Here is a 21,434-nt window from a genome sequence, read left to right as displayed (position 1 = left end):
CGTCCCGCTACGCGCTGTCCACGCTCATCGGGCAGGGCGGCATGGGCCAGGTCTGGACGGCGTACGACCAACGGCTGGACCGGCGCGTGGCGGTGAAGCTGCTGCGCCCCGACAAGGTGGCCGGCCAGGAGGCCGACGAGCTGCGCCGCCGCTTCGTGCGCGAGTGCCGGGTGACCGCGCAGGTCGACCACCCCGGCCTGGTCACCGTGCACGACGCGGGCAGCGAGGGCGAGGAGCTGTTCCTCGTCATGCAGTACATCGACGGCGCCGACCTCTCCGACCACCTCGCCGAGCACACCCCGTACCCGTGGCAGTGGGCGGTCGCGGTCGCCGCGCAACTGTGCGCCGTGCTGAGCGCCGTGCACGCCGTGCCGATCGTCCACCGCGACCTGAAGCCGCGCAACGTGATGGTGAAACAGGACGGCACGGTCACCGTCCTCGACCTCGGCGTCGCCTCCGTCATGGACGCCGACACCACCCGCCTCACCCACACCGGCACCCCCATCGGCTCGCCCGCCTACATGGCGCCCGAGCAGGCGATGGGCGGCGCGGTCGGCCCGTACACCGACCTGTACGCACTCGGTGTGCTGCTGCACGAACTCCTCAGCGGGGACGTGCCGTTCGCGGGCTCGACGGCGCTCGGCGTGCTGCACCGGCACCTGTACGAGCCGCCGGTGCCCGTCCGCCGTATCCGCCCCGAAGTCCCCGAGACACTCGAAGCGCTCGTCCTGCACCTGCTCGCCAAGGACCCGCAGCACCGGCCCGCCTCCGCACAGGAGGTGTACGAGGGCCTGGCGCTGCTGCTGCCCGCGCGCGGGATGCCCAGCGGGGCGCCGCTCGACCCCATGCGCCCGTTCCTGCGCCCGCACGCCCCCTGGCCGGACCGCGCCCGCACGCCCGCGCCGCAGCCCGCCCCGCTCGCGCCGCCCGCCGCCGGGAAACCCGATGTCGCCGCCGCCGTCGACGAGGTCAAGCGACTGCTCGGCGAGGGCCGTATCACGCAGGCCGTCGACATCCTCGGCGCGATCCTGCCCACGGCCGCCGAACAGCACGGCGCGCAGTCCCCGGTCGTCCGCACCCTGCGCAAGCAGTACGCGGCCACCCTCATGGACGACGGCCAGTACCGGCGCGCGCTGCCCGAACTGCGCCGCCTCGCCGACGAACGCGCCGCCGAGGCCGGCCCGTCCGACCCGCAGTCCCTGCGCTACCGCTACGAGGCCGCCCAGTGCCTGGAGTCGCTCGGCGACCCGGTGGCGGCCCTCGCGGAGTACCGCGCGCTGCTGCCGTACTACGAGAACCAGTACGTGGCAGGCGACCCCGAGCTCGCCCACGAGGTCCGCCGCCGCATCGGCCACCTGCTGCTCGCGCTCGGCGACCGCGGCGCGGCCCACGAGACCCTCGCGCGCCTCCTGGTCGACGTCGAACGCCGACACGGCCCCGGACACCCCCTCGCGACGGACATCCGGCGCACGTTGCAGTGGCTGGGGCAGGTGCGGGGCTAGCGCGACCGGCAGTTACATTTTGCCCAGCACGCCCGCATCACGCGCGGCACCAGGCACATACACACCAGGGGTGGGGTCTTTCATGTCCGAACACCGGCAGTCGAAGAAGCGCAGATACATCACCTGGGGCGTCGCCGGTGTCGCCGTCGTCGCCGGAGGCGGTATCGCCGCGCAGACCTCCATGGCCGCCACCACCTGGCCCGCGCAGAAGACCTACACCGGCCGCGCCTTCGACACCTGCGCCGCGCCCTCCCTGGCCGCGATGAAGGCCTGGCACGGCGGCCTCTACGGCGCCGCCGCCGTCTACATCGGCGGCAAGAACCGCGGCTGCAGCCAGCCCAACCTCACCGCGTCCTGGGTCAAGTCCCTCACCACGGTCGGCTGGAAGTTCATCCCGCTCTACGTCGGCTCGCAGCCGTCCTGCGGCTCCGGCGGCTCGGTGAAGATCAGCGCCACCACCGCCGCGTCCGTCGGCAAGTCCGAGGCGGACGACGCGGTGGCCAAGTCCGCCGCGCTCGGCTTCAAGGCGGGCAGCCCGGTCTACCTGGACATGGAGTCGTACGACACGACGAACACGTCCTGCAACAACGCCGTGTTGACGTACGTGCGCGCCTTCGACAAGGAGCTGCGCGCCAAGACGTACCGCTCCGGCTACTACGGCTTCACCAGCTCCAGCGCCAAGGCGATAGCGACCGCCACCGACAAGACGGACCTGCCGGGCAACCTCTGGTACGCGCTGTGGGACAAGACGAACACCACGACCACGGACTGGCCGTGGGGCTCCACCCAGTTCACCGACCACAGTCGGGCCCACCAGTACCTGGTCAACAGCAAGGAGACCCGCGGCGGTTACACGATCACCGTGGACCGCGACGCGTGGGACGCCCCGGTGGCCATCACGGGCTGAGCTCCACGCGTGCGTGCGCGCCGGTGCCCGAAGTCCTGATGAATCGTTGGTCGAATGGGTTGGCCACAGCCGACCCACTGCCTAACATCGATCACCGCAAGACTTTGTGCACCGTCGCACAATCTCCAACGGGAGGTTCCCTTGCACCGCCGCCGTCGCTCCGCGCTCGTCCTTACCGCCGTGATCGCCGCCGCGGCCCCCGCCCTGACCGCCTGCGGAAACGACGCGCATCCAGGCGCGGCCGCCGTCGTGGGCGGGCAGCGCATCTCCGTCGCACAACTCCAGAGCAGGGTCAACGAGGTGCGCACGGCCCAGCGGGCGGCCGTCCAGAACGAGGCACAGTACGTGCGGGCCATCGCCACCACCGGCGGCCTCACCCGCGAGACGCTCTACGGCATGGTCTTCGACCAGGTGGTGCACCGCGCCGCACAGGACGCCGGAGTCACGGTCACCCGCAAGGACATCCAGGACATGCGGGGCGGCCTCGCCCAGCAGGCGGGCGGCTCCAAGGCCCTGGAGGCGACCTGGCTGGCACAGTACGGCGTCCCCCCGCAGCGCCTCGACGAGAACCTCCGCCTCCAGGTCGAGGGCCACAAACTCGCCGCGAAACTCGGCACCGACACCACCCAGCCCGCCTTCTGGAAGGCCCTCTCCACGGCCTCCAAGGAACTCCACGTCGACCTCAACCCGCGCTACGGCACCTGGGACGTCGAGAAGAGCAGCCGGGTCGACGCCAAGACCCCGTGGGTACGCGAGGTCACCGCGACGCAGACGCAGCAGTCGGCGTAACGGTACGGCGGCGCCGCCGCAGGCCGGTGCGGGGAAGCCAGCCGGGCCTGCGGACAACTCCGGGACTGTCGGCGCCGTGGGTTACGTTCGGAGGGTGAACGCAACCAGTCCCGCCCCCGAGGGCAGCCTCGCCCCCACCCCCGGCCGCATCGTCCTGCTCACCACCAGCCACCGCGTCGCCCCCGGCCTGCTGTCCTGGCCGGCCTGGCAGGCGCTGCGCACCGCCGACCGCGTGCTGTGCGCGGACGGCGCGCATCCGCAGCTGCCGTATCTGAGCGAGGCCGGCATAACGGTCGTTGAGGCGTCCCCGACCGCCGAGGAACTGGTGGCGGCCTGCGCGGGCGGCCACACGATGGTCGTGATCGCGTCGGGCGAGGGCGAGCCGGCGCTGACCGACGGCCTGGCCCGCCTCGCCGGCTCCGGCCGCGTCGACATGCCCGAGCTGGAACTGCTCCCCGCCTCCTACGACCTCCCGGGCGCCCGCCTCCTCGACCTCGTCCAGGTCATGGACCGCATCCGCGCCGAGTGCCCGTGGTCCTCGCAACAGACCCACAAGGGCCTGGCGAAGTACGGCATCGAGGAGGCGTACGAACTCGTCGAGGCGATCGAGGAGGGCGACCGCGACGAACTCCGCGAGGAGTTGGGCGACGTCCTCCTCCAGGTCGTCTTCCACGCCCGCATCGCCGAGGAGGACCCCGACACCCCCTTCTCCGTCGACGACGTGGCCGCCGGCATCGTCACCAAGCTGATCCACCGCCACCCGCACGTCTTCGGCGACGAGACGGCGTCAACTCCCGAGGAGGTGAAGGCGCATTGGCTGCGCACGAAGGCGGTCGAGAAACAGCGCACCTCCGTCACCGAGGGCATCCCGATGGGCCAGCCCGCCCTGGCCCTCGCATCGAAGCTGGCATCACGCGTGCGTACGGCGGGACTTGAGGTGCCGTTGCCTCTGCCGAAGGGGGACGACGGCATCGGGTACGAGCTGCTGGCGCTGGCCGTGCGGGCGGAGGCGGAGGGCGTGGATCCGGAGGCGGCGTTGCGGGCGGCGGGGCGGGCTTATCGGGATGCGATCAGGGCAAGGGAGGAGGGGGAGAGCGGCAGCAGGGCTGGGAACGAGGATTGACTCGGTTCGTTGCAGCATCCGTGTTCGGAGCGAGGACCGCCCTGGTGATCCACGCCCCTCAGCCGGCGGTGAACTTCACGGGGAGGTTCCGGAGCCCCCGCATGATCAGTCCACCTCGCCAGCGCAAGTCCCCTGGATCGATGGCGAGTTGAAGATCCGGTAGACGGCGCAGCAAGGCGGCCAGCGCGGTGCGCCCTTCGAGACGGGCGAGCGGGGCGCCGATGCAGTAGTGGATGCCGTGTCCGTAGCCGAGGTGCTGGTTGTCCCTGCGGGAGAGATCGAGCGTGTCCGGTTCGTCGAAACGGGCGGGATCACGGTCGGCGGCGGCGAGGACCACGAGCACGGGATCACCGGAGCCGATGTGTTGTCCGCCGATTTCGAGGTGTTCGGTCGCGTAGCGCCAGGTGGCCAGTTCGACCGGGCCGTCGTAGCGGAGCAACTCCTCGACGGCGGTGTCGAGCAGTTCCTCTTCGCCACGCTCGATCGACTTCTGTAGCTGCGCCCGCTGCTTAGGGTTGCGCAGCAGGGCGTAGGTGCCGTTGCCGATCAAGTTGATGACGGTCTCAAAACCGGCGAAGAGCAGTACGAAGCACATGGCCGCGGCTTCGTTCTCGGTGAGGTGCTCGCCGTGGTCGGAGGCGCGGATGAGCCCGGAGATGAGGTCTTCGCCGGGGCTGGGGGTGTCCGCGAGCGCCTGCCGCTTTCGGTGGATCAGTTCGGCGAGATAGGCGCGCATCTTCTTCACGGACCGTGCGACCCCGCCCCTGGGGCCGCCCTGGTGCCGGATCATCATGCCTGCCCAGTCCCGGAAGTCGTCCTGATCCTCGCGGGGGACGCCGAGCAGGTCGCAGATGGCGTAGATGGGGAGGGGGAACGCGAACTCGTGGATGAGGTCGGCGCTTCCGGTACGCGCGAACTGATCGATGAGCTGGTCGGTCAACTCTTGGACCCTGGGCGCGAATTCGGCCACTCGACGGGGTGTGAACGCCTTGGAGACGAGCCGACGGAGCCGTGTGTGGTCCGGCGGGTCGATGTTGAGCAGATGCGTCATGAGGTTGGCGCTGCGCTCGCCGGGGATGCCCGTCCTGCTCTTGCCGTGGGCGTCTTCCGAGTGGTGTACGGGGTCCTTGGAGAGGCGCTGGTCGGCGAGGGCCAGCTTGGCGTCTGTGTATCGGGTGACCAGCCAGGCCTCCACCCCGCTGGGGAGCGTGGTGCGGTGCACGGGCGAATGCTCGCGGAGCCATGAGTAGGCGGGATAGGGGTCGGTGGCGAACTCCCAGGTGAAGAGTTCGGGTTCGATATGCGGGGCGTTCACGAGGAGACGGTACCGGGAGCCGCGTTGCAGGAGTGAGATCGCCGAATTGTGCAATTCCCCTTCAACTGCACAGAGTGGCAAGTAATGTTCCCCCAAACGGCACCGGCCCCAGAGCGCTTGCAGCAGCGCAAAGGAGCCGGAACCTTCCTGGCGGTGCGCTAACACCCCGGGGACGGAACAGTCTCGGAGGACTGAACATGCCCATTGTGGCACGCCCCTGCCTTGCCGCCCCGGCGTCCGTTGTGGTCGCCAAGTACGCGCGCGTCTCCACCCTCGACCAACTCGATGGCTTCGGGCTCGAAGACCAGGACAGGGTCTCGGACGCATGGCTCGCGCGGCATCCTGAGGTCGCGGTCCACGGCTCCTACGTGGACGAAGCCGTGTCCGGGGCCTTGGAACGCCGCCCCGAGATGGACCGCCTCGTAGCCGACGCACACCAACAGCGCTTCAACCGCATCCTCGTCCCCAAGGTCGACCGCATCGGGCGCACGGCCCGGGCCGCCTACCTGTGGGCCTGGAACATGGCCGACCTCGGCATCCACTTCATCTCGGTCACGGAAGGCATCGACACCAGCACCGAAGAGGGCTGGCAGCGGTTCATGCAGTACGTCACCCTCTCCGAGATGGAGTGGCGACGTATCAAGGAACGCACCGCCGCCGGCCGAGAGCTGAAGATCAGCTATGGCGGGTGGCCTGGTGGCCCGGCTCCCTATGGCTACCGGATCGAAAAGGACGTCAAGGAGGTCGGCGGACGCCGGAAACGCTTCTCCGTCCTGGTCACCGACGCCCACGAATCCATGGTCCTCGCCGTCGCCGCGGGACTGGTCGTCGACGATGGCATGACCCTCACAGAGGCTTGCGAGGAACTCAAAAGTCGCAAGCTCTTCGCCCGCAGCGGGGTCCCCTGGAGCGTCGCCAACCTCCGTAACCGTCTCCACGGCGAAACCATTCACAACGGCTACGTGGTGTACCGAAAGACCGATCGCGGTAACGGAAAGAACCACACCCGCCGCGGCGTGGACGGCACCCCCGTACACGGTGACCAAGTCAAAATCGGCGTTCCGCCTGTCTTCTCGGAGGAACGGGCCGCACAGCTCATGGCTGCTCTGCAGAAGCTCGGCTTCCAGAACGGTCGGCGAGGCAATGGTATTTACCCCTTCACCGGACGGATCCATGGCAAGTGCGGAGAGGTGTACACGGGAGCCGGAAGGGCCACCGGCCGGTCGTACCGTTGCAAGGGAGGTCTCAAGGACCCTTCGTGTCGAGAGCCCGACTTCGAGGCCGAGACCATCGAAGACGCCGTCTGGAAGGAACTGGCCAGGCTTCTCGAAGAGGAAGGCCGGCCACGGGACCTGACCGCTGAACGAGTGGGCAGCCCTCCCGGCGACAAGGAGCAGTACGAGAAGCGCGTCGCCGAGTTCACGACCAGGATCGCCGACCAGGAGTACCTGATCGAGGTGCGCATTCCCGAGTACGTACGCGCAGGGGTCGATCCAGCCGTACTCAAGGCCTCCGTCACGGCACTTGAGACCGAACTGACGGAATTGCGGGAGCAGCGCAGGTTCGCCCAGCAGTGGCTGGAGTCGTACGCCGAGCATGAGCGTCGGGCGGGGAATCTGGTCGACTTCGCAGCCAACACCGTGGAGCGGCTGAAGAGTCTGACGTTGGAAGGGCGTAAGGAGGTCGTCGACATGTTCGACGTCAGGGTCGTCCTCGGCGATGCGACCATCCTCGGGAAGCCGGGCGTGAGATGTGCGGTCAGTGAGTGGCACTGGACGACTGGTGCGAAGGTGCCCCCTAACCCTGACGACGAGCAGTGGGGGAAGGTCCTGGAAGTACTGCAGCCGTTCTTCACGAAGCGTCACTTCACCAGCAGGTACGACATCCGTCTCCAGTTCGAGGGGATGCTCCACCGGCTTCGGCACGGCCTCACTTGGGGCGACATGCCCCTTACCTGGGGGCCTGTCGACCCGATTCGTGTACGGCAGCTCTCCTGGTGGCAAAAGGGTGCATGGCCGGAGGTCATGAGGAGCCTGGACGGCGACGCCACGGGAGTGGACGCCTACAGGCGCCCGTCCCTGCCGCCGCTCGCGGTGACCGCTCAGTTCAGGGCCACCCCGCAATCCGAACCCGGGCAGGCCATCTCGCCCCGTAAACCTGAAAGTGACAGATCTTCAACTCTGTGATCTTCACGTGATCTCCGTGGCATTAACTTGTGACAAGTGATCGACTGTGGGTACGTTCACGTACCAGCGCGGCGCCCCGAACCATCCGCCGCGCGGTTCCCCCGCCGTCACGCGAAAGGCCTCCGCATGCTCTCCGGGAACGGTCGTCACCGTCGCCCCCGTCAGGCTCCGGCACTCCTTGTCGCGGCCGGCGTGACCGGCTCCGCCATCGCCATCCCGCTCCTCGGCGCCGCCGCCGCGAACGCCGCCGACGGCACCACCTGGGACAAGGTGGCCGAGTGTGAGACCGGCGGCTCCTGGAGTGAGAACAGCGGCAACGGCTACTACGGCGGACTACAGATGTCCCAGGACGAATGGGACAAGTACGGCGGCCTCGACTACGCGCCGAGCGCCGACCTGGCCAGCCGCTCCCAACAGATAGCCGTCGCCGAGAAGATCCTCGACGCCAAGGGGACCTCCGCGTGGATGACCTGCGCGTTGATCTCCGGCCTCACCGCGACCTCGGGTTCGACGGGCGTCGACACGGGAGTCGCGAGCGACTCGCCGTCGGCCGGCGCGACGGACTCCTCGGGCTCCTCCGACTCGTCCGCTTCATCTGGATTGTCCGACTCCGGCACCACGGACTCGACTTCGTCCGACTCCTCCACCGGCGACCCGTCGAGCAGTCCCTCGCCCACCGCGACGGAAAAGTCCACAGACTCCACCAAGTCCGACAAGTCCACCATTCCTTTCGCGGCCGACGACTCGGCGACCGCATCCCCGAAACTCGATGAATCGGACAACTCGGAGCAGGCGGTGGGCAAGTGGAGCCTCGTCGACACCGGCGCGCTCGATGGTGGCGTGAGTGAGCAGAGTGCCGGGAAGCATCGCGGTGCCAGTGCCGAGGAGAGCGTGTCGCCGCAGACGTACACCGTCCGCGCCGGCGACTCCCTCGCGTCCATCGCCGACTCCCTTGGCTTCGACGGCGGATGGCGTGCGCTCTACGCCGAGAACAAAAAGGTGATAGGCGCTGATCCGACCCAGATCGCCGCCGGTCAGACCTTGGACGTCGGTACGGAAGCGGACGAAAAGTAGCAAGCGAACAGCGGGAGTTCACGTCACGCTTCGAGTCGAATGTCCGGTTTGATCAAAGTGTGGGATGAGTCTCAGAAGCCCTGATCGTCTTTGAAATTCCGCCGATTCCGTGTCTACGGTCAAGGCCGCTCGTCACCACGAGCCCCGGCTGCCGCACACGCCGAGTCCTGCCAGCGGCCTCCGGGAACAGTCGTCGCGTCAAGCGCCGTAGGCAGGAGCGGGGGACCCAAGGTAAGCGCCGGGCCCGGGAGTTGAGAGACGACCGGAACCGGCTTGGGGTGAAGTCGTGCCTCGTACGAGACGTACGAGCACGGCCGGGCAACTCACACGGCCCGAACCCGACAGCTCACCTCGCAGGCGTCGGTGAGGGGATTGGGATTTTCCATGCTGTTTTCCAGCAAGGGCAAGCACCGCCGTCCGTCCAAGGCCACCCGCGTCGCCACGCTCGCCGGTGTCACCGGTGTCGCGATAGCCGCCCCGCTGATGGCCACCGGCAGCGCCTCCGCCGCCACGGCCTCGGAGTGGGACACGGTCGCCAGCTGCGAGTCCGGCGGCAACTGGTCCATCAACACCGGTAACGGCTACTACGGCGGCCTGCAGTTCTCCGCCTCGACGTGGGCCGCGTACGGCGGCACCGCCTACGCCTCCACCGCGAACCAGGCCTCCAAGTCCCAGCAGATCGCCGTAGCCGAGAAGGTTCTCGCAGCCCAGGGCAAGGGTGCCTGGCCCACCTGTGGCACCGGCCTCTCCAGCGCCACCTACTCCGGCGGCAGCTCCAGCTCGTCGAGCAGCTCCAGCTCCTCCAAGAGCACCACCGAGCGCTCCACGACCGACACCACCGCCTCCCGCTCCGCCGAGCGCCCGGCCGCCAAGAAGACCGTCACCACCCCGACCGGCAAGAAGGTCAAGAAGGGTGACGGCGAGTACAAGGTCGTCAAGGGCGACAGCCTCAGCTCCATCGCCGAGAAGCACAAGGTGAAGGGCGGCTGGCAGCAGCTGTTCAAGCTGAACAAGGACATCATCGACGACGCCGACGTCATCTTCCCGGGCCAGCAGCTTCACCTGAAGTGACAGCCTGAAGTGACATACAGGTCTCTCAGCTGAACCACAGCGCCCTCACATCCGTGGTGTCCATCATGGAGACCTCGTGAGGGTCACCCCCGTCCCCCACGGGCTCCCCGCTCCGGTGCGTGTTCCCCCGTACGCACCGGGGCGGGGCTTTTTGTGTCCCCGTGTTCTTCCACGGGACTCTTTGTTCCGTTCGGAAACAATTTACTCTCGGTTCTGTCCAACAGACGGCCGACCGGATGGCCAATCGCCCGGAGCCGGTTAGGCTCGTCTCGCAGAGCCGCTGCGGTGTTGCCGTAGCCGCGTCAGATCCCAAGAAGGAGATGCTCGTGCCGTCCATCGACGTCGTCGTAGCCCGGGAAATCCTGGACTCCCGAGGCAACCCCACGGTCGAGGTCGAGGTCGGCCTCGACGACGGCAGCACGGGTCGTGCCGCCGTTCCGTCCGGCGCCTCCACGGGTGCCTTCGAGGCCATCGAGCTGCGTGACGGTGACCCCAACCGCTACGGCGGCAAGGGTGTCGAGAAGGCCGTCCTCGCCGTCATCGAGCAGATCGGCCCGGAGCTCGTCGGCTACGACGCCACCGAGCAGCGCCTGATCGACCAGGCGATGTTCGACCTGGACGCCACCGACAACAAGGGCTCGCTCGGCGCCAACGCCATCCTCGGCGTCTCCCTTGCCGTCGCGCACGCCGCGTCCGAGGCCAGCGACCTCCCCCTCTTCCGCTACCTCGGCGGTCCGAACGCGCACTTGCTGCCCGTTCCGATGATGAACATCCTGAACGGCGGCTCGCACGCCGACTCGAACGTGGACATCCAGGAGTTCATGATCGCCCCGATCGGCGCGGAGTCCTTCTCCGAGGCGCTGCGCTGGGGCGCCGAGGTCTACCACACCCTCAAGAAGGTGCTGAAGACCAAGGGCCTGTCCACCGGCCTCGGCGACGAGGGCGGCTTCGCCCCGAACCTGGAGTCCAACCGCGCCGCCCTCGACCTCATCATCGAGGCCATCAAGCAGGCCGGTTACGTCCCCGGCGAGCAGATCGGGCTCGCGCTCGACGTCGCCGCGTCCGAGTTCTACAAGGACGGCAAGTACGAGTTCGAGGGCAAGTCCCGCTCGGCCGCCGAGATGACCGAGTACTACGAGGAGCTCGTGGCGGCCTACCCGCTCGTCTCCATCGAGGACCCGCTGTACGAGGACGACTGGGCCGGCTGGAAGGTCATCACCGACCGCATCGGCGACAAGGTCCAGATCGTCGGCGACGACCTCTTCGTCACCAACCCCGAGCGCCTCGCCCGCGGCATCGAGGAGGGCACCGCCAACGCCCTGCTCGTCAAGGTGAACCAGATCGGCTCGCTGACCGAGACCCTGGACGCCGTCGAGATGGCCCAGCGCAACGGCTTCAAGTGCATGATGTCCCACCGCTCCGGCGAGACCGAGGACACCACCATCGCCGACCTCGCCGTCGCGGTGAACTGCGGCCAGATCAAGACCGGCGCCCCGGCCCGCTCGGACCGCGTCGCCAAGTACAACCAGCTGCTCCGCATCGAGGAGATCCTCGACGACGCGGCGGAGTACGCCGGCCGCAGCGCCTTCCCGCGCTTCAAGGGCTGAGCCGTACAGGGCTAAGCCTTAGCCAGTCGTACGTACGTCCCCGCACCCGGTCCCGTACCGTGTGCGGGGACGTACGCGCGTGTGAAGGGGAGGCGGGACATGGCCGTGAAGGACCGGGACCGGTTCTCCACCGCGACCAGGCTCAAGCTGCTCGGCGAGCAGACGGCGGCCCGTGTCTACCGCTCCCAGACCAAACGGCAGGCCCGCCGCTCCCGGCTCACCGGCCGGGCGGCCCTCCTCGCCCTGGTGCTGTGCTCGCTGATCGTGGCGCTGGCGTACCCGATAAGGCAGTACGTCTCCCAGCGCGCCGAGATCTCCGATCTCCAACGGCAGCAGGAGCAGGCGCGGCAGCGCGTCGAGCAGCTGCGCGACCTCAAGGCACGCTGGCAGGACGACTCGTACGCGGAGCAGCAGATCCGGCAGCGGCTGCACTACGTGATGCCCGGGGAGACGGGTTACATCGTGATCGACCCGGACGCGGCGAAGCAGTCGCGCGCGGAACTGGGGGCGGCCGACCGCCCGTGGTACTCGAACGTCTGGGACGGCGTGGACAAGTCCGACGCCTCCGACCAGTGACACCGAACTGACAGACACTCCAGAGAGACTCTCGTACAGGCATGGAAACGCCCCCGCCGCCCACTCCGCGCACCGAGCCCACCGACGCCGATGTCGAGGCCTTCAAGCAGCAGCTCGGGCGTCCGCCGCGCGGCCTGCGCGCGATCGCCCACCGCTGCCCGTGCGGACAGCCGGACGTGGTGGAGACGGCCCCCCGTCTCCCCGACGGCACCCCCTTCCCGACGACGTACTACCTGACGTGCCCGAAGGCCGCTTCGGCGATCGGCACGCTGGAGGCGAACGGCGTCATGAAGGAGATGACGGAGCGACTGGGGACCGACCCCGAACTCGCCGCCGCGTACCGCGCCGCCCACGAGGACTACCTCGCACGCCGCGACGCCATCGAGGTCCTGGAGGGCTTCCCGAGCGCGGGCGGCATGCCGGACCGCGTGAAGTGCCTGCACGTCCTGGTGGGCCACTCCCTGGCCGCGGGCCCGGGCGTCAACCCGCTCGGCGACGAGGCGATCGCGATGCTGCCGGAGTGGTGGGCGAAGGGCGCGTGCGTACAGCCGCTCGCGGCCCCGGACCCGGCCGACGAACTGCCCGCCGAGAACGCCGACCCCGCCGCGATCCGCAGCACGTACTTCTCCTACGTCCCGCTGCTGGAGGAGGGCTTCAGCCGCGTCGCGGCGGTCGACTGCGGTACGAACTCCATCCGGCTGCTCGTCGCGGACGTGAACCCGGCCACGGGTGAACTGCGGGAGCTGGACCGGCGGATGACGATCGTGCGGCTCGGCCAGGGCGTGGACAAGACCGGCGAGCTGGCCCCCGAAGCGCTGGAGCGGACGTTCGCGGCCTGCCGTGAGTACGCGGAGGTGATCCGGGAGAAGGGCGCCGACAAGGTCCGTTTCGTGGCCACCTCGGCCTCCCGTGACGCCTCGAACCGCGACGACTTCGTCCGTGGCGTCGTGGACATCCTGGGTGTCGAGCCCGAGGTGATCACCGGCGACGAGGAGGCGGAACTCTCCTTCACCGGCGCGACCAAGGAACTGACGGGCCGAGACGACCTGGCCAAGCCCTACCTGGTAGTGGACATCGGCGGCGGCTCCACGGAGTTCGTCGTCGGCGACGACCAGGTCCGCGCCGCCCGCTCCGTGGACATCGGCTGCGTCCGCATGACCGAGCGTCACCTGGTCCGCGACGGCAAGGTCACCGACCCGCCGACCCCGGACCAGATCACCGCGATGCGCGCCGACATCGAGGCTGCCCTCGACCTCGCCGAGAAGACGGTCCCGCTGCGCGAGGCCCGCACCCTGGTCGGCCTGGCCGGCTCGGTCACCACGGTCTCGGCGATCGCCCAGAACCTCCCCGAGTACGACACGGACGCCATCCACCACTCCCGCGTCTCCTACGACCGCGTCCGCGAGATCACGGAGTCCCTCCTCCGCTCCACCCACGCCGAACGCGCCGCGATCCCCTCCATGCACCCGGGCCGCGTCGACGTCATCGGCGCGGGCGCCCTCGTACTGCTCTCGATCATGGAGCGGGTCGGGGCGACGGAGGTCGTGGTGAGCGAGCACGACATTCTGGACGGGATCGCGTTCCGTACGGCACTCAAGTCGTGATGCTGCGGTAAGTGGCGTTCCCCGGTGGAGTCGGGGGCTCACAGGTTGCGGTAGATGTCGCGCCGGTTGCCCACCTTGACGACGAGGATGACCAGCTCACCGTCGTTCACCTGGTAGGCGACCCGGTAGTTGCCGACCCGGAGCCGGTAGAGCCCCGATGTGCCAGTGAGTTTCTTGACGTCGGCATCCTCACGGTACGGGTCGTCGCCGAGCGCGGTCAGCGCGGTCAGAATGCGCATGGCGTCGAGCCGAGCGATGTCCCTCAGCTGCCGCTGCGCCGCCGCGGTGAACCGGAACGCGTACTTCACGCGGCGCCTTCACCGCGCTCGGTGAACAGATCTGCCAGCAGCTCGGCCATGGTCACGGTGGGGCCGTCCTCGGCCAGGACCGCTTCGGCCTCTCTGGCCAACATGACGTCGGCCGCCTCTTCCAGGGCTTCGAAATCCGCGATCGGTACCACGGCCGCCACGGGAGTGCCGTTTCGGGTGATTACCGTCGGGGTGCCTTCCTCGGCCAGGTTGATGCGGTCCGCCAGATGGGCGCGGGCTTCCCGTATGGTCACGGTCTCCTCGGTCATGACGCCAGTGTACGCGCATGTGTGTACACGCGGCCGGGAGCGGCAGGAAGCAGCGAGCCGGACACGGCCTAGTGCCGGACCCGGACCACCAACTTCCCCGTGGCCCGGTCGTGCTCCATGTCGTCGTGGGCCTGCGGTACTTGCTCCAGCCCGTCGTACACGCGGTCGACAGGGAAGGCGAGTTGGCCGGCGGCGACCGCGTCGAGGATTTCCTGGAACGCCGCCGGAGACAGGTCGGACGCGTCGCCGAAGTAGCCCGCCAGGCGAACTCCCCTCGGCAGGTACTCGTTCGGGGAGAAGTCCCGCACCGTCCACTGGTTGGAGAGGCTGCCGCCGAAGCAGGCCGTGCCGTGGACGCGTACCGCGCGCAGGGTGTCGGGGAGGGTCGGGGTGCCGACGAGGTCGAGGGCGGCGTCGACGCCGGACGGGTACAACTCCCGTACGGCGGGCGCTACTTCGCCGGTGTCGAGGAGAGGGTGGTCGATGCCCCGCTCCTTCAGCAGAGCCAGGCGATCGGGGCGGCGAGTCGTGGACAGCACCGTCGCTCCGCGCCAGGTCGCCAGTGCCGCTGCCGCCAGGCCCACCGAGGAGGTGCCGCCGCGGATCAGCACGGTCTGGCCGGGCTGCAGGTCCAGGCCGACGGTGAGCGAGCCGTAGGCGGTCTGCACCATCTCCGGCAGGGCGCCCAGCACCTCCCAGGGCAGGTCCGTGTCGACGGGGATCACCTGGGACAGCGGCACCGACGTGTACTCGGCGTACCCGCCGTCGTAGGTGCGGCCCATGTCGCCCATCATCGCGACGACCTTCTGCCCGGGGACCAGCCCGCTGCCGGCCGGGGCCGCGTCGACGGTGCCGGCGGCCTCGATGCCCGGCACCCGCGGGAAGCTGACGCCCTCGCTCACTCCCTGCCGGAGTTTCAGCTCCGACCGGTTGAGCCCGAACGCCTCGACGCGGATACGCACCCAGCCGTCCCGCTCGGGCGGCAGCGGAAGCGTGGCCGGCCGCAGGTTCTCGACGGGGCCGGGGGCGGAGAGCTGGACGGCGCGCATGGTGGTCGGCGAGGACGTCATAGGCGTGCCTTCTTCCCGGAGGGAGGGGGAGAGCCGGTCGGGGGTGCTCAACATGCGGTCGCTGCGGCTTCATTCCCGACTGTGCCGGCCCCTCGGAACCCTGAATTATTACTGGCCGGTAGTAAACTCCTGAGCAGCCCATATAACGTATGAGCGGAAGCAGGGGCGCTCGCAGACCCCCTCCGGAACGCGTCCGTAAGAAAGTTCGTGAAGTTCTTCACAAGGAATTCTGTCCTGTTGGGCGACGAGACTGCCCCGGTTGGCCCTTCCGGGGTCTCGGCAGGCCTGGGAGCGTGTTCCGCGGGGTGGTGCGGGAGTGATTCGGGGGAGTTTCGGGAGGGTGTCGTGGAGGTGTGGTCCAGGGGGTCCGAAGGGGTAGAGCGGCAGCTCACGCGGCCTTGACAACGGGGCGAACCGCACCGTGGTCCGCCACCCGCGGAGTGACCTGGATCATGCGAGTCGCGGAGGATAACACAGCCCCCGTGCAAGCTTGTGAAGGGGCGCACGAGCGACCCCCCAGGGGCAGGTGGATACTCGATGGCATGAGCACCACGGAGCGTCCCAGGATCCTCGTAGTAGGCGGTGGGTACGTAGGCCTGTACGCAGCTCGGCGCATTCTCAAGAAGATGCGCTACGGCGAGGCGACCGTCACGGTCGTCGACCCCCGGTCGTACATGACCTACCAGCCCTTCCTCCCCGAAGCCGCCGCCGGCAGCATCTCCCCTCGGCACGTCGTCGTCCCGTTGCGACGCGTGCTGCCGAAGGCGGAGGTCCTCACCGGCCGGGTCACCACCATCGACCAGGACCGCAAGGTCGCCACGATCGCCCCCCTCGTGGGCGAGGCGTACGAGCTGCCTTTCGACTACCTCGTCATCGCGATGGGCGCGGTCTCCCGCACCTTCCCGATCCCCGGCCTCGCCGAACAGGGCATCGGTATGAAGGGCATCGAGGAGTCCATCGGCCTGCGCAACCACGTCCTTGAGCAGCTCGACAAGGCCGACTCCACCACCGACGAGGAGATCCGCCGCAAGGCGCTCACCTTCGTCTTCATCGGCGGCGGTTTCGCCGGCGCGGAGACCATCGGTGAGGTCGAGGACATGGCCCGGGACGCGGCCAAGTACTACACCAACGTCTCCCGCGAGGACATGCGCTTCGTCCTCGTCGACGCCGCCGACAAGATCCTTCCCGAGGTCGGCCCCAAGCTCGGCCAGTACGGCAAGGAGCACCTGGAGAGCCGCGGGATCGAGATCTACCTCTCGACCTCCATGGACTCCTGCGTCGACGGCCACGTCGTGCTGAAGAACGGCCTTGAGGTCGACTCCAACACGATCGTGTGGACGGCCGGCGTCAAGCCGAACCCCGTTCTCTCCCGCTTCGGCCTCCCGCTGGGCCCGCGCGGTCACGTCGACGCGCAGCCGACCCTCCAGGTCACCGGCACCGACTACGTCTGGGCCGCCGGCGACAACGCCCAGGTGCCCGACATCGCCAGCCGCAAGGCCGGCGTCGAGAACGCCTGGTGCCCGCCGAACGCCCAGCACGCGCTGCGCCAGGCGAAGGTCCTCGGCGACAACGTGATCTCCGGTATGCGGGGCTTCCCGCAGAAGGAGTACTCGCACGCCAACAAGGGTGCGGTGGCGGGTCTCGGCCTCCACAAGGGCGTCGCGATGATCGTCATGGGCAAGGTGAAGATCAAGGTCAAGGGCCGTCTCGCCTGGTACATGCACCGCGGCTACCACGGTCTGGCCATGCCGACCTGGAACCGCAAGATCCGCGTCTTCGCCGACTGGACGCTCGCGATGTTCCTCAAGCGCGAGGTCGTCTCGCTCGGCGCCATGGAGAACCCCCGCGAGGAGTTCTACGAGGCCGCCAAGCCGGCGCCCGCTCCGGCCGCCGCTGCGAAGACCGAGGAGAAGGCCAAGGCCTCCTGACCCCCGGTCGCCTCTGAAGTACGCCCGAAGGGGCCGCCCGCCATCCGTGGTGCGGGCGGCCCCTTCGGCGTTCCCCGACACGCCCCGTCTACATGGCTGCTACACCTGTTTTGCCTACTCGTAACGCTCAAGCAGGACTGCGATCGGGCCTGGCCGGTGTTTACGTAGTGTTGGACAATTCCGGGATCCGCGTCACGGAGGTGTGCGCCATGGCTGATGCCGCGCTGCGGCTCAAATCCCTCTTCGAACAGCTACTGGGAACCCCTGTCCGGGTGCGCATCCGCGCCTGGGACGGTTCCGAGGCAGGACCGCCCGATGCGCCGACCTTGGTCGTACGCAATCGCCGTGCCCTGCGCCGACTCCTGTGGAAGCCCGGCGAACTGGGCATGGCACGCGCCTGGGTCTCGGGCGACCTGGGCATCGAGGGCGACCTGTACGCGGCCCTCGACGCGATGTCCGAGCTGGTGTGGGAGCGCGGCGACGACGGCCGCACCCTCGCCCAGGCCCTGCGCGACCCCGAGGTGCGGTCCGCCGTACGCGGACTGGTCAAGCTCGGCGGGCTCCCGCTGCCGCCCGCCCCGCCCCCGGAGGAGGTCCGCCGCAGCCGCGCCCACCTCCACACCAAACGCACCGACAAACGCGCCATCAGCCACCACTACGACGTCGGCAACGACTTCTACGAGATCGTCCTCGGCCCCTCGATGGTCTACTCGTGCGCCTACTGGGAGTCCCCGGACGGCACGTTGGAGGACGCCCAGCGCGACAAGCTCGAACTCATCTGCCGCAAGCTGGAGTTGAAGCCGGGCCAACGACTCCTCGACGTCGGCTGCGGCTGGGGTTCGATGGCGATCCACGCGGCCCGCGAGTACGGCGTGAGCGTGGTCGGCGTGACCCTCTCGCAGGAACAGGCGGCCTACGCCCGTAAGCGTGTCGCGGGCGAGGGACTCACCGACAAGGTGGAGATCCGGGTGCAGGACTACCGGGACGTCGCCGACGGGCCCTACGACGCCATCTCCTCCGTCGGTATGGCCGAACACGTGGGCGCCGAGCGGTACTTGGAGTACGCGGGGGTCCTCCACTCGCTGCTCAAGCCCGGCGGGCGGCTCCTGAACCACCAGATCGCCCGCCGCCCGCACCGCGACGAATCCTCGTACCACATCGACGAGTTCATCGACTCCTATGTCTTCCCCGACGGTGAACTCGCCCCGATCGGTACCACGGTGACCCAACTGGAGCGCGCCGGCCTTGAGGTGCGCGACGTCGAGGTGATCCGCGAGCACTACGCGCTCACCCTGCGCCGCTGGGTCGCCAACCTGGAGGCCGAGTGGGCCCGCGCGGCCAAGCTCGCCGGGGCCGGCCGGGCCCGCGTCTGGCGCCTGTACATGGCGGCCTCCGCGCTCGCCTTCGAGCGCAACCGCATCGGCGTCAACCAGGTACTGGCCGTCCGCACCCCGGACTCCGGTGATTCCGGGGTGCCGTTGCGCGCCCGTACCTGGAACTGAGCGCGGAGACAGGAAAAGGGGCCCCGTTCCGGATCGGAACGGGGCCCCAACTCGCTTACCGCTACTCGGACTTGATGGCCGACAGCATGTTCAGCTTCGCCGCGCGCCGGGCCGGCCACAGCGCCGCCAGGACGCCGACCGTGCCCGCCAGGAGCAGGAAGAGCGCCATCCGGGCCCAGGGGATGACCAGTGCGTAGGTCGCCATCTTCGAGCCGATCAGCTCACCGGCCGCCCAGCCGAAGAACACGCCCAGACCGATGCCGAGCACCCCGCCGAAGAGCGAGATCACCAGGGACTCCAGGCGGACCATCCGCTTGATGCCCTTGCGGTCCAGGCCGATCGCGCGCAGCATCCCGATCTCCTGCGAGCGCTCGAAGACCGACATGGCAAGGGTGTTGATGACACCGAGGACCGCGACGATCACCGCCATGGCGAGCAGGCCGTAGACCATGTTGAGGATCAGGGTGAAGACCTGCGCGATGCTGTTCGAGAGGTCCTTCTTGTCCTGGACCTTGACCGCCGGGTTGGAGCCGAGGGCCTTCTCCAGCTTGTCCTTCGTCGAACTCGACGCCCCGTCAGCGGTCTTGACGAGGATCTGCATGTCGGCCGGGTCGGTCTGGTGCGGGGAGAGCGTCGCGTTGTCGAGCATGATGCCGCGGATCAGCGCGTTGCCCTCGTAGACCGCGGAGACGGTGAGCTGCTGCGCCTTGCCGTCCTCGTAGTGCGTGGTGAAGGTCGAACCGGCCTTCCAGCCATGGGACTTGGCGGTGTCGTCGTCCACGACCACCTGTGTGCCGACGACCTTGAAGGTGCCGCTGTCGACCTTGAGGTCGGTGAGCTTGCCGATGGCGGAGCCGTTGACGCCCGTCAGGAACTCGGACTGGCCGTCGATGCGCGAAGCGGCGTTGCGCAGCGGGCTGCTGGCGGTGACGCCGGAGGTGGTGGTGAGCGTCTTGTCGACGTCCGGGGAGAGCTGGTTGCCGTTCGCCATCGAGACGATGTAGTCGGCGCTGATCGCGGACGAGGCCATCTTGTCGATCGCCTGCTGGAGGCTGCCCGCCATCACCGTCATGCCGGTGATGAGGGTGAGGCCGATCATCAGCGCGGAGGCGGTGGCGGCCGTACGGCGCGGGTTGCGCACCGAGTTCTGGCGGGCCAGCTTGCCGGAGATCCCGAAGATCCGCAGCACCGGAGCCGCCGCCGCGATCAGCGGGCGGGACAGCAGCGGGGTCAGGATGAACACGCCGATGATGAGGAGTACGGCGCCGATCCCCATGGGCGCCTGACCGTCCGAACCGCTCATCGACGTGGCCGCGATGACGACGGCGACGCCCGCGCCGGAGAACAGCGCGCCCAGCGTGTTGCGCAGCACCAGCGACTTGGTGGTGGCAGCCGCGTACAGGCTGCTCATCGCGGCGACCGGCGGGATCTTCGCGGCCCGGCGGCCGGGCAGCCAGGCGGCGAGCATGGTGATGAGGATGCCGACCGCGAGGGCGCTGAGCACCGTGCCCGACGTGATGATCAGCGGGCCGTCCGGGACGGTCGCGCCGATCGTGCCCATCAGGGCGCGCAGCCCGGCGCCGATGCCGATACCGGCGACCAGCCCGGCCACCGCGGCGACCGCGCCGACCACGAACGCCTCAAGCAGCACCGACCGCGTGACCTGCCGGCGCGAGGCGCCGACCGCGCGCAACAGGGCCAGTTCCTTGGTGCGTTGGGCGACCAGCATGGTGAAGGTGTTGGCGATGATGAACGTGCCGACGAAGAGCGCGATGCCCGCGAAGACCAACAGCCCCGACTTCAGCCCGCTCATCGAGGAGGCGATCGTCTCGGCCTGGTCGTCGGCGAGCTGCTTGGCGGTGGTGGTCTCCGTCTGCCCCTTGGGAAGCGCGCTGTCCAGGGCGGACTTGAGGGCGGCCTGACTCGTCCCGGCCGCGGCCTTCACGTCGATCTCGTCGTACGTCCCCGCCTTGCCGAACAGCTTCTGCGCGGTCGCCGTGTCGAAGAGCGCGAGGCTGCCGCCGGCGGCGACATTGCCGTCGTCGGTGGTGAAGATGCCGGTGATCCTCGGGGTCAGCACCGGGCCGTCGACCGAGATGCGCACGGTGTCGCCGACCTTGTAACCGGCGCGCTTCGCGGTCTCGGAGTCGATCGCGACCTCACCCGAACCATGCGGCGCCGCACCGGACTTGAGGGGATAGCGGGCGTCCTTGTCCCCCCAGTAGTTGCCGCCCTCCGACTGGAAGCCGCCGCCGATGAGCTTGCCCTTCTTGTCGGCTATGGCGGTGAAGCCGTTCACGACACCGGTCGCGGACGCGGCGCCCGGCACCTTCGCGCTGGTGTCGAGCATGGCCTGGGTCAGCTCGGGCGTCTTGCCGACCGTGTCGCCCTTGTCCTCCTGGGACTTGGCCTGGACGGCGACGTCGACCTGGTCGAAGCCCTTGGCCGAGCTGTTCTGGAAGGCGTTCGAGATGGTGTTGGTGAAGACCAGGGTCCCCGACACGAACGCGACGCCGAGCATCACGGCGAGCACGGTCATGAGGAGCCGGGCCTTGTGCGCGAGTACGTTGCGCAAGGCGGTACGGAACATGGGTCTACTCAGT

Annotated in this window: 17 protein-coding genes, 1 pseudogene and 1 riboswitch; of the genes and pseudogenes, 13 read left to right on the top strand and 5 right to left on the bottom strand. The window is 68.8% G+C overall.

The features are described 5' to 3' along the window. Positions 1 to 14: 14 nt before the first annotated feature. The 4 genes from AB0I69_RS35555 to AB0I69_RS35540 all read left to right on the top strand — a co-directional run bounded on the left by AB0I69_RS35555 (position 15) and on the right by AB0I69_RS35540 (position 4,321). Positions 15 to 1,502, top strand: coding sequence for a protein kinase (locus AB0I69_RS35555; protein WP_363099933.1), 1,488 nt, complete (start codon positions 15 to 17; stop codon positions 1,500 to 1,502). A gap of 82 nt (positions 1,503 to 1,584) precedes the next feature. Next, positions 1,585 to 2,409 (top strand): glycoside hydrolase domain-containing protein, encoded by an 825-nt coding sequence (locus AB0I69_RS35550; protein ID WP_363099843.1) that lies wholly within the window; start codon positions 1,585 to 1,587, stop codon positions 2,407 to 2,409. Positions 2,410 to 2,550: 141 nt separating this feature from the next. Next, positions 2,551 to 3,198, top strand: a complete 648-nt coding sequence (locus AB0I69_RS35545) for a SurA N-terminal domain-containing protein (protein WP_363099842.1) — start codon at positions 2,551 to 2,553, stop codon at positions 3,196 to 3,198. A gap of 94 nt (positions 3,199 to 3,292) precedes the next feature. Continuing rightward, entirely contained in the window at positions 3,293 to 4,321 is a 1,029-nt protein-coding gene (locus AB0I69_RS35540) for a nucleoside triphosphate pyrophosphohydrolase (protein WP_363099841.1), read from the top strand. 58 nt (positions 4,322 to 4,379) lie between these two features. Here AB0I69_RS35540 and AB0I69_RS35535 read toward each other — a convergent pair whose 3' ends face one another. Continuing rightward, a complete protein-coding gene (locus AB0I69_RS35535; protein ID WP_363099840.1) occupies positions 4,380 to 5,636 on the bottom strand; it encodes a cytochrome P450 in 1,257 nt (418 codons plus the stop codon). A 197-nt stretch (positions 5,637 to 5,833) separates the two neighbouring features. On the opposite strand from AB0I69_RS35535, the gene AB0I69_RS35530 reads away from it, so the two are divergent. The 7 genes and pseudogenes from AB0I69_RS35530 to AB0I69_RS35500 all read left to right on the top strand — a co-directional run bounded on the left by AB0I69_RS35530 (position 5,834) and on the right by AB0I69_RS35500 (position 13,754). Beyond that, positions 5,834 to 7,822 (top strand): recombinase family protein, encoded by a 1,989-nt coding sequence (locus AB0I69_RS35530; protein WP_363099839.1) that lies wholly within the window; start codon positions 5,834 to 5,836, stop codon positions 7,820 to 7,822. Between the two features lie 126 nt (positions 7,823 to 7,948). Then, positions 7,949 to 8,896: a transglycosylase family protein gene (locus AB0I69_RS35525; RefSeq protein WP_363099838.1), complete on the top strand. Its 948-nt coding sequence runs from the start codon at positions 7,949 to 7,951 to the stop codon at positions 8,894 to 8,896. 193 nt (positions 8,897 to 9,089) lie between these two features. Next, positions 9,090 to 9,271: riboswitch (cyclic di-AMP (ydaO/yuaA leader) on the top strand. Positions 9,272 to 9,280: 9 nt separating this feature from the next. Further along, on the top strand, positions 9,281 to 9,967 hold the full coding sequence (locus AB0I69_RS35520) for a transglycosylase family protein (protein WP_363099837.1): 687 nt from the start codon (positions 9,281 to 9,283) through the stop codon (positions 9,965 to 9,967). A 320-nt stretch (positions 9,968 to 10,287) separates the two neighbouring features. Next, complete coding sequence (gene eno, locus AB0I69_RS35515; RefSeq protein WP_363099836.1) at positions 10,288 to 11,574, top strand: phosphopyruvate hydratase; 1,287 nt, start codon at positions 10,288 to 10,290, stop codon at positions 11,572 to 11,574. Between the two features lie 99 nt (positions 11,575 to 11,673). Next, positions 11,674 to 12,150, top strand: coding sequence for a septum formation initiator family protein (locus tag AB0I69_RS35510; RefSeq protein ID WP_019064035.1), 477 nt, complete (start codon positions 11,674 to 11,676; stop codon positions 12,148 to 12,150). Positions 12,151 to 12,191: 41 nt separating this feature from the next. Further along, a pseudogene (locus AB0I69_RS35505) lies at positions 12,192 to 12,641 on the top strand (DUF501 domain-containing protein); the annotation flags it as partial. A gap of 150 nt (positions 12,642 to 12,791) precedes the next feature. Next, complete coding sequence (locus AB0I69_RS35500; RefSeq protein WP_363099932.1) at positions 12,792 to 13,754, top strand: Ppx/GppA phosphatase family protein; 963 nt, start codon at positions 12,792 to 12,794, stop codon at positions 13,752 to 13,754. Between the two features lie 38 nt (positions 13,755 to 13,792). Here AB0I69_RS35500 and AB0I69_RS35495 read toward each other — a convergent pair whose 3' ends face one another. The 3 genes from AB0I69_RS35495 to AB0I69_RS35485 all read right to left on the bottom strand — a co-directional run bounded on the left by AB0I69_RS35495 (position 13,793) and on the right by AB0I69_RS35485 (position 15,401). Then, positions 13,793 to 14,062 (bottom strand): type II toxin-antitoxin system RelE/ParE family toxin, encoded by a 270-nt coding sequence (locus AB0I69_RS35495; RefSeq protein ID WP_363099835.1) that lies wholly within the window; start codon positions 14,060 to 14,062, stop codon positions 13,793 to 13,795. After that, positions 14,059 to 14,331 carry a type II toxin-antitoxin system Phd/YefM family antitoxin gene (locus AB0I69_RS35490; RefSeq protein ID WP_363099834.1) on the bottom strand — a complete coding sequence of 91 codons (273 nt, stop codon included), beginning with the start codon at positions 14,329 to 14,331 and terminating at the stop codon, positions 14,059 to 14,061. The genes AB0I69_RS35495 and AB0I69_RS35490 overlap by 4 nt, the downstream gene beginning before the upstream one ends. A 68-nt stretch (positions 14,332 to 14,399) precedes the next feature. After that, positions 14,400 to 15,401: a zinc-binding dehydrogenase gene (locus AB0I69_RS35485; protein WP_363099833.1), complete on the bottom strand. Its 1,002-nt coding sequence runs from the start codon at positions 15,399 to 15,401 to the stop codon at positions 14,400 to 14,402. Positions 15,402 to 15,943: 542 nt separating this feature from the next. On the opposite strand from AB0I69_RS35485, the gene AB0I69_RS35480 reads away from it, so the two are divergent. Both AB0I69_RS35480 and AB0I69_RS35475 read left to right on the top strand, forming a co-directional pair. After that, on the top strand, positions 15,944 to 17,329 hold the full coding sequence (locus AB0I69_RS35480) for an NAD(P)/FAD-dependent oxidoreductase (protein WP_327403499.1): 1,386 nt from the start codon (positions 15,944 to 15,946) through the stop codon (positions 17,327 to 17,329). Positions 17,330 to 17,538: 209 nt separating this feature from the next. Then, positions 17,539 to 18,831 (top strand): class I SAM-dependent methyltransferase, encoded by a 1,293-nt coding sequence (locus AB0I69_RS35475; RefSeq protein ID WP_363099832.1) that lies wholly within the window; start codon positions 17,539 to 17,541, stop codon positions 18,829 to 18,831. Positions 18,832 to 18,892: 61 nt separating this feature from the next. On the opposite strand, the gene AB0I69_RS35470 is transcribed toward AB0I69_RS35475, so the two are convergent. Next, entirely contained in the window at positions 18,893 to 21,421 is a 2,529-nt protein-coding gene (locus AB0I69_RS35470) for an FtsX-like permease family protein (RefSeq protein ID WP_363099831.1), read from the bottom strand. Between the last annotated feature and the right edge of the window lie 13 nt (positions 21,422 to 21,434).

This window comes from Streptomyces sp. NPDC050508, from assembly GCF_040655155.1.
GTDB lineage: Bacteria > Actinomycetota > Actinomycetes > Streptomycetales > Streptomycetaceae > Streptomyces.
This window is presented reverse-complemented; position numbering and strand designations above follow the sequence as displayed.

What these genes read in the sequence shown, in the direction of transcription:
- AB0I69_RS35550 (WP_363099843.1), top strand. Translation starts at nt 1,585, where the DNA reads ATGTCCGAACACCGGCAGTCGAAGAAGCGCAGATACATCACCTGGGGC.
- AB0I69_RS35530 (WP_363099839.1), top strand. Translation starts at nt 5,834, where the DNA reads ATGCCCATTGTGGCACGCCCCTGCCTTGCCGCCCCGGCGTCCGTTGTG.
- AB0I69_RS35525 (WP_363099838.1), top strand. Translation starts at nt 7,949, where the DNA reads ATGCTCTCCGGGAACGGTCGTCACCGTCGCCCCCGTCAGGCTCCGGCA.
- AB0I69_RS35520 (WP_363099837.1), top strand. Translation starts at nt 9,281, where the DNA reads ATGCTGTTTTCCAGCAAGGGCAAGCACCGCCGTCCGTCCAAGGCCACC.
- eno (WP_363099836.1), top strand. Translation starts at nt 10,288, where the DNA reads ATGCTCGTGCCGTCCATCGACGTCGTCGTAGCCCGGGAAATCCTGGAC.
- AB0I69_RS35510 (WP_019064035.1), top strand. Translation starts at nt 11,674, where the DNA reads ATGGCCGTGAAGGACCGGGACCGGTTCTCCACCGCGACCAGGCTCAAG.
- AB0I69_RS35490 (WP_363099834.1), bottom strand. Translation starts at nt 14,331, where the DNA reads ATGACCGAGGAGACCGTGACCATACGGGAAGCCCGCGCCCATCTGGCG.
- AB0I69_RS35485 (WP_363099833.1), bottom strand. Translation starts at nt 15,401, where the DNA reads ATGACGTCCTCGCCGACCACCATGCGCGCCGTCCAGCTCTCCGCCCCC.
- AB0I69_RS35480 (WP_327403499.1), top strand. Translation starts at nt 15,944, where the DNA reads ATGAGCACCACGGAGCGTCCCAGGATCCTCGTAGTAGGCGGTGGGTAC.
- AB0I69_RS35475 (WP_363099832.1), top strand. Translation starts at nt 17,539, where the DNA reads ATGGCTGATGCCGCGCTGCGGCTCAAATCCCTCTTCGAACAGCTACTG.
- AB0I69_RS35470 (WP_363099831.1), bottom strand. Translation starts at nt 21,421, where the DNA reads ATGTTCCGTACCGCCTTGCGCAACGTACTCGCGCACAAGGCCCGGCTC.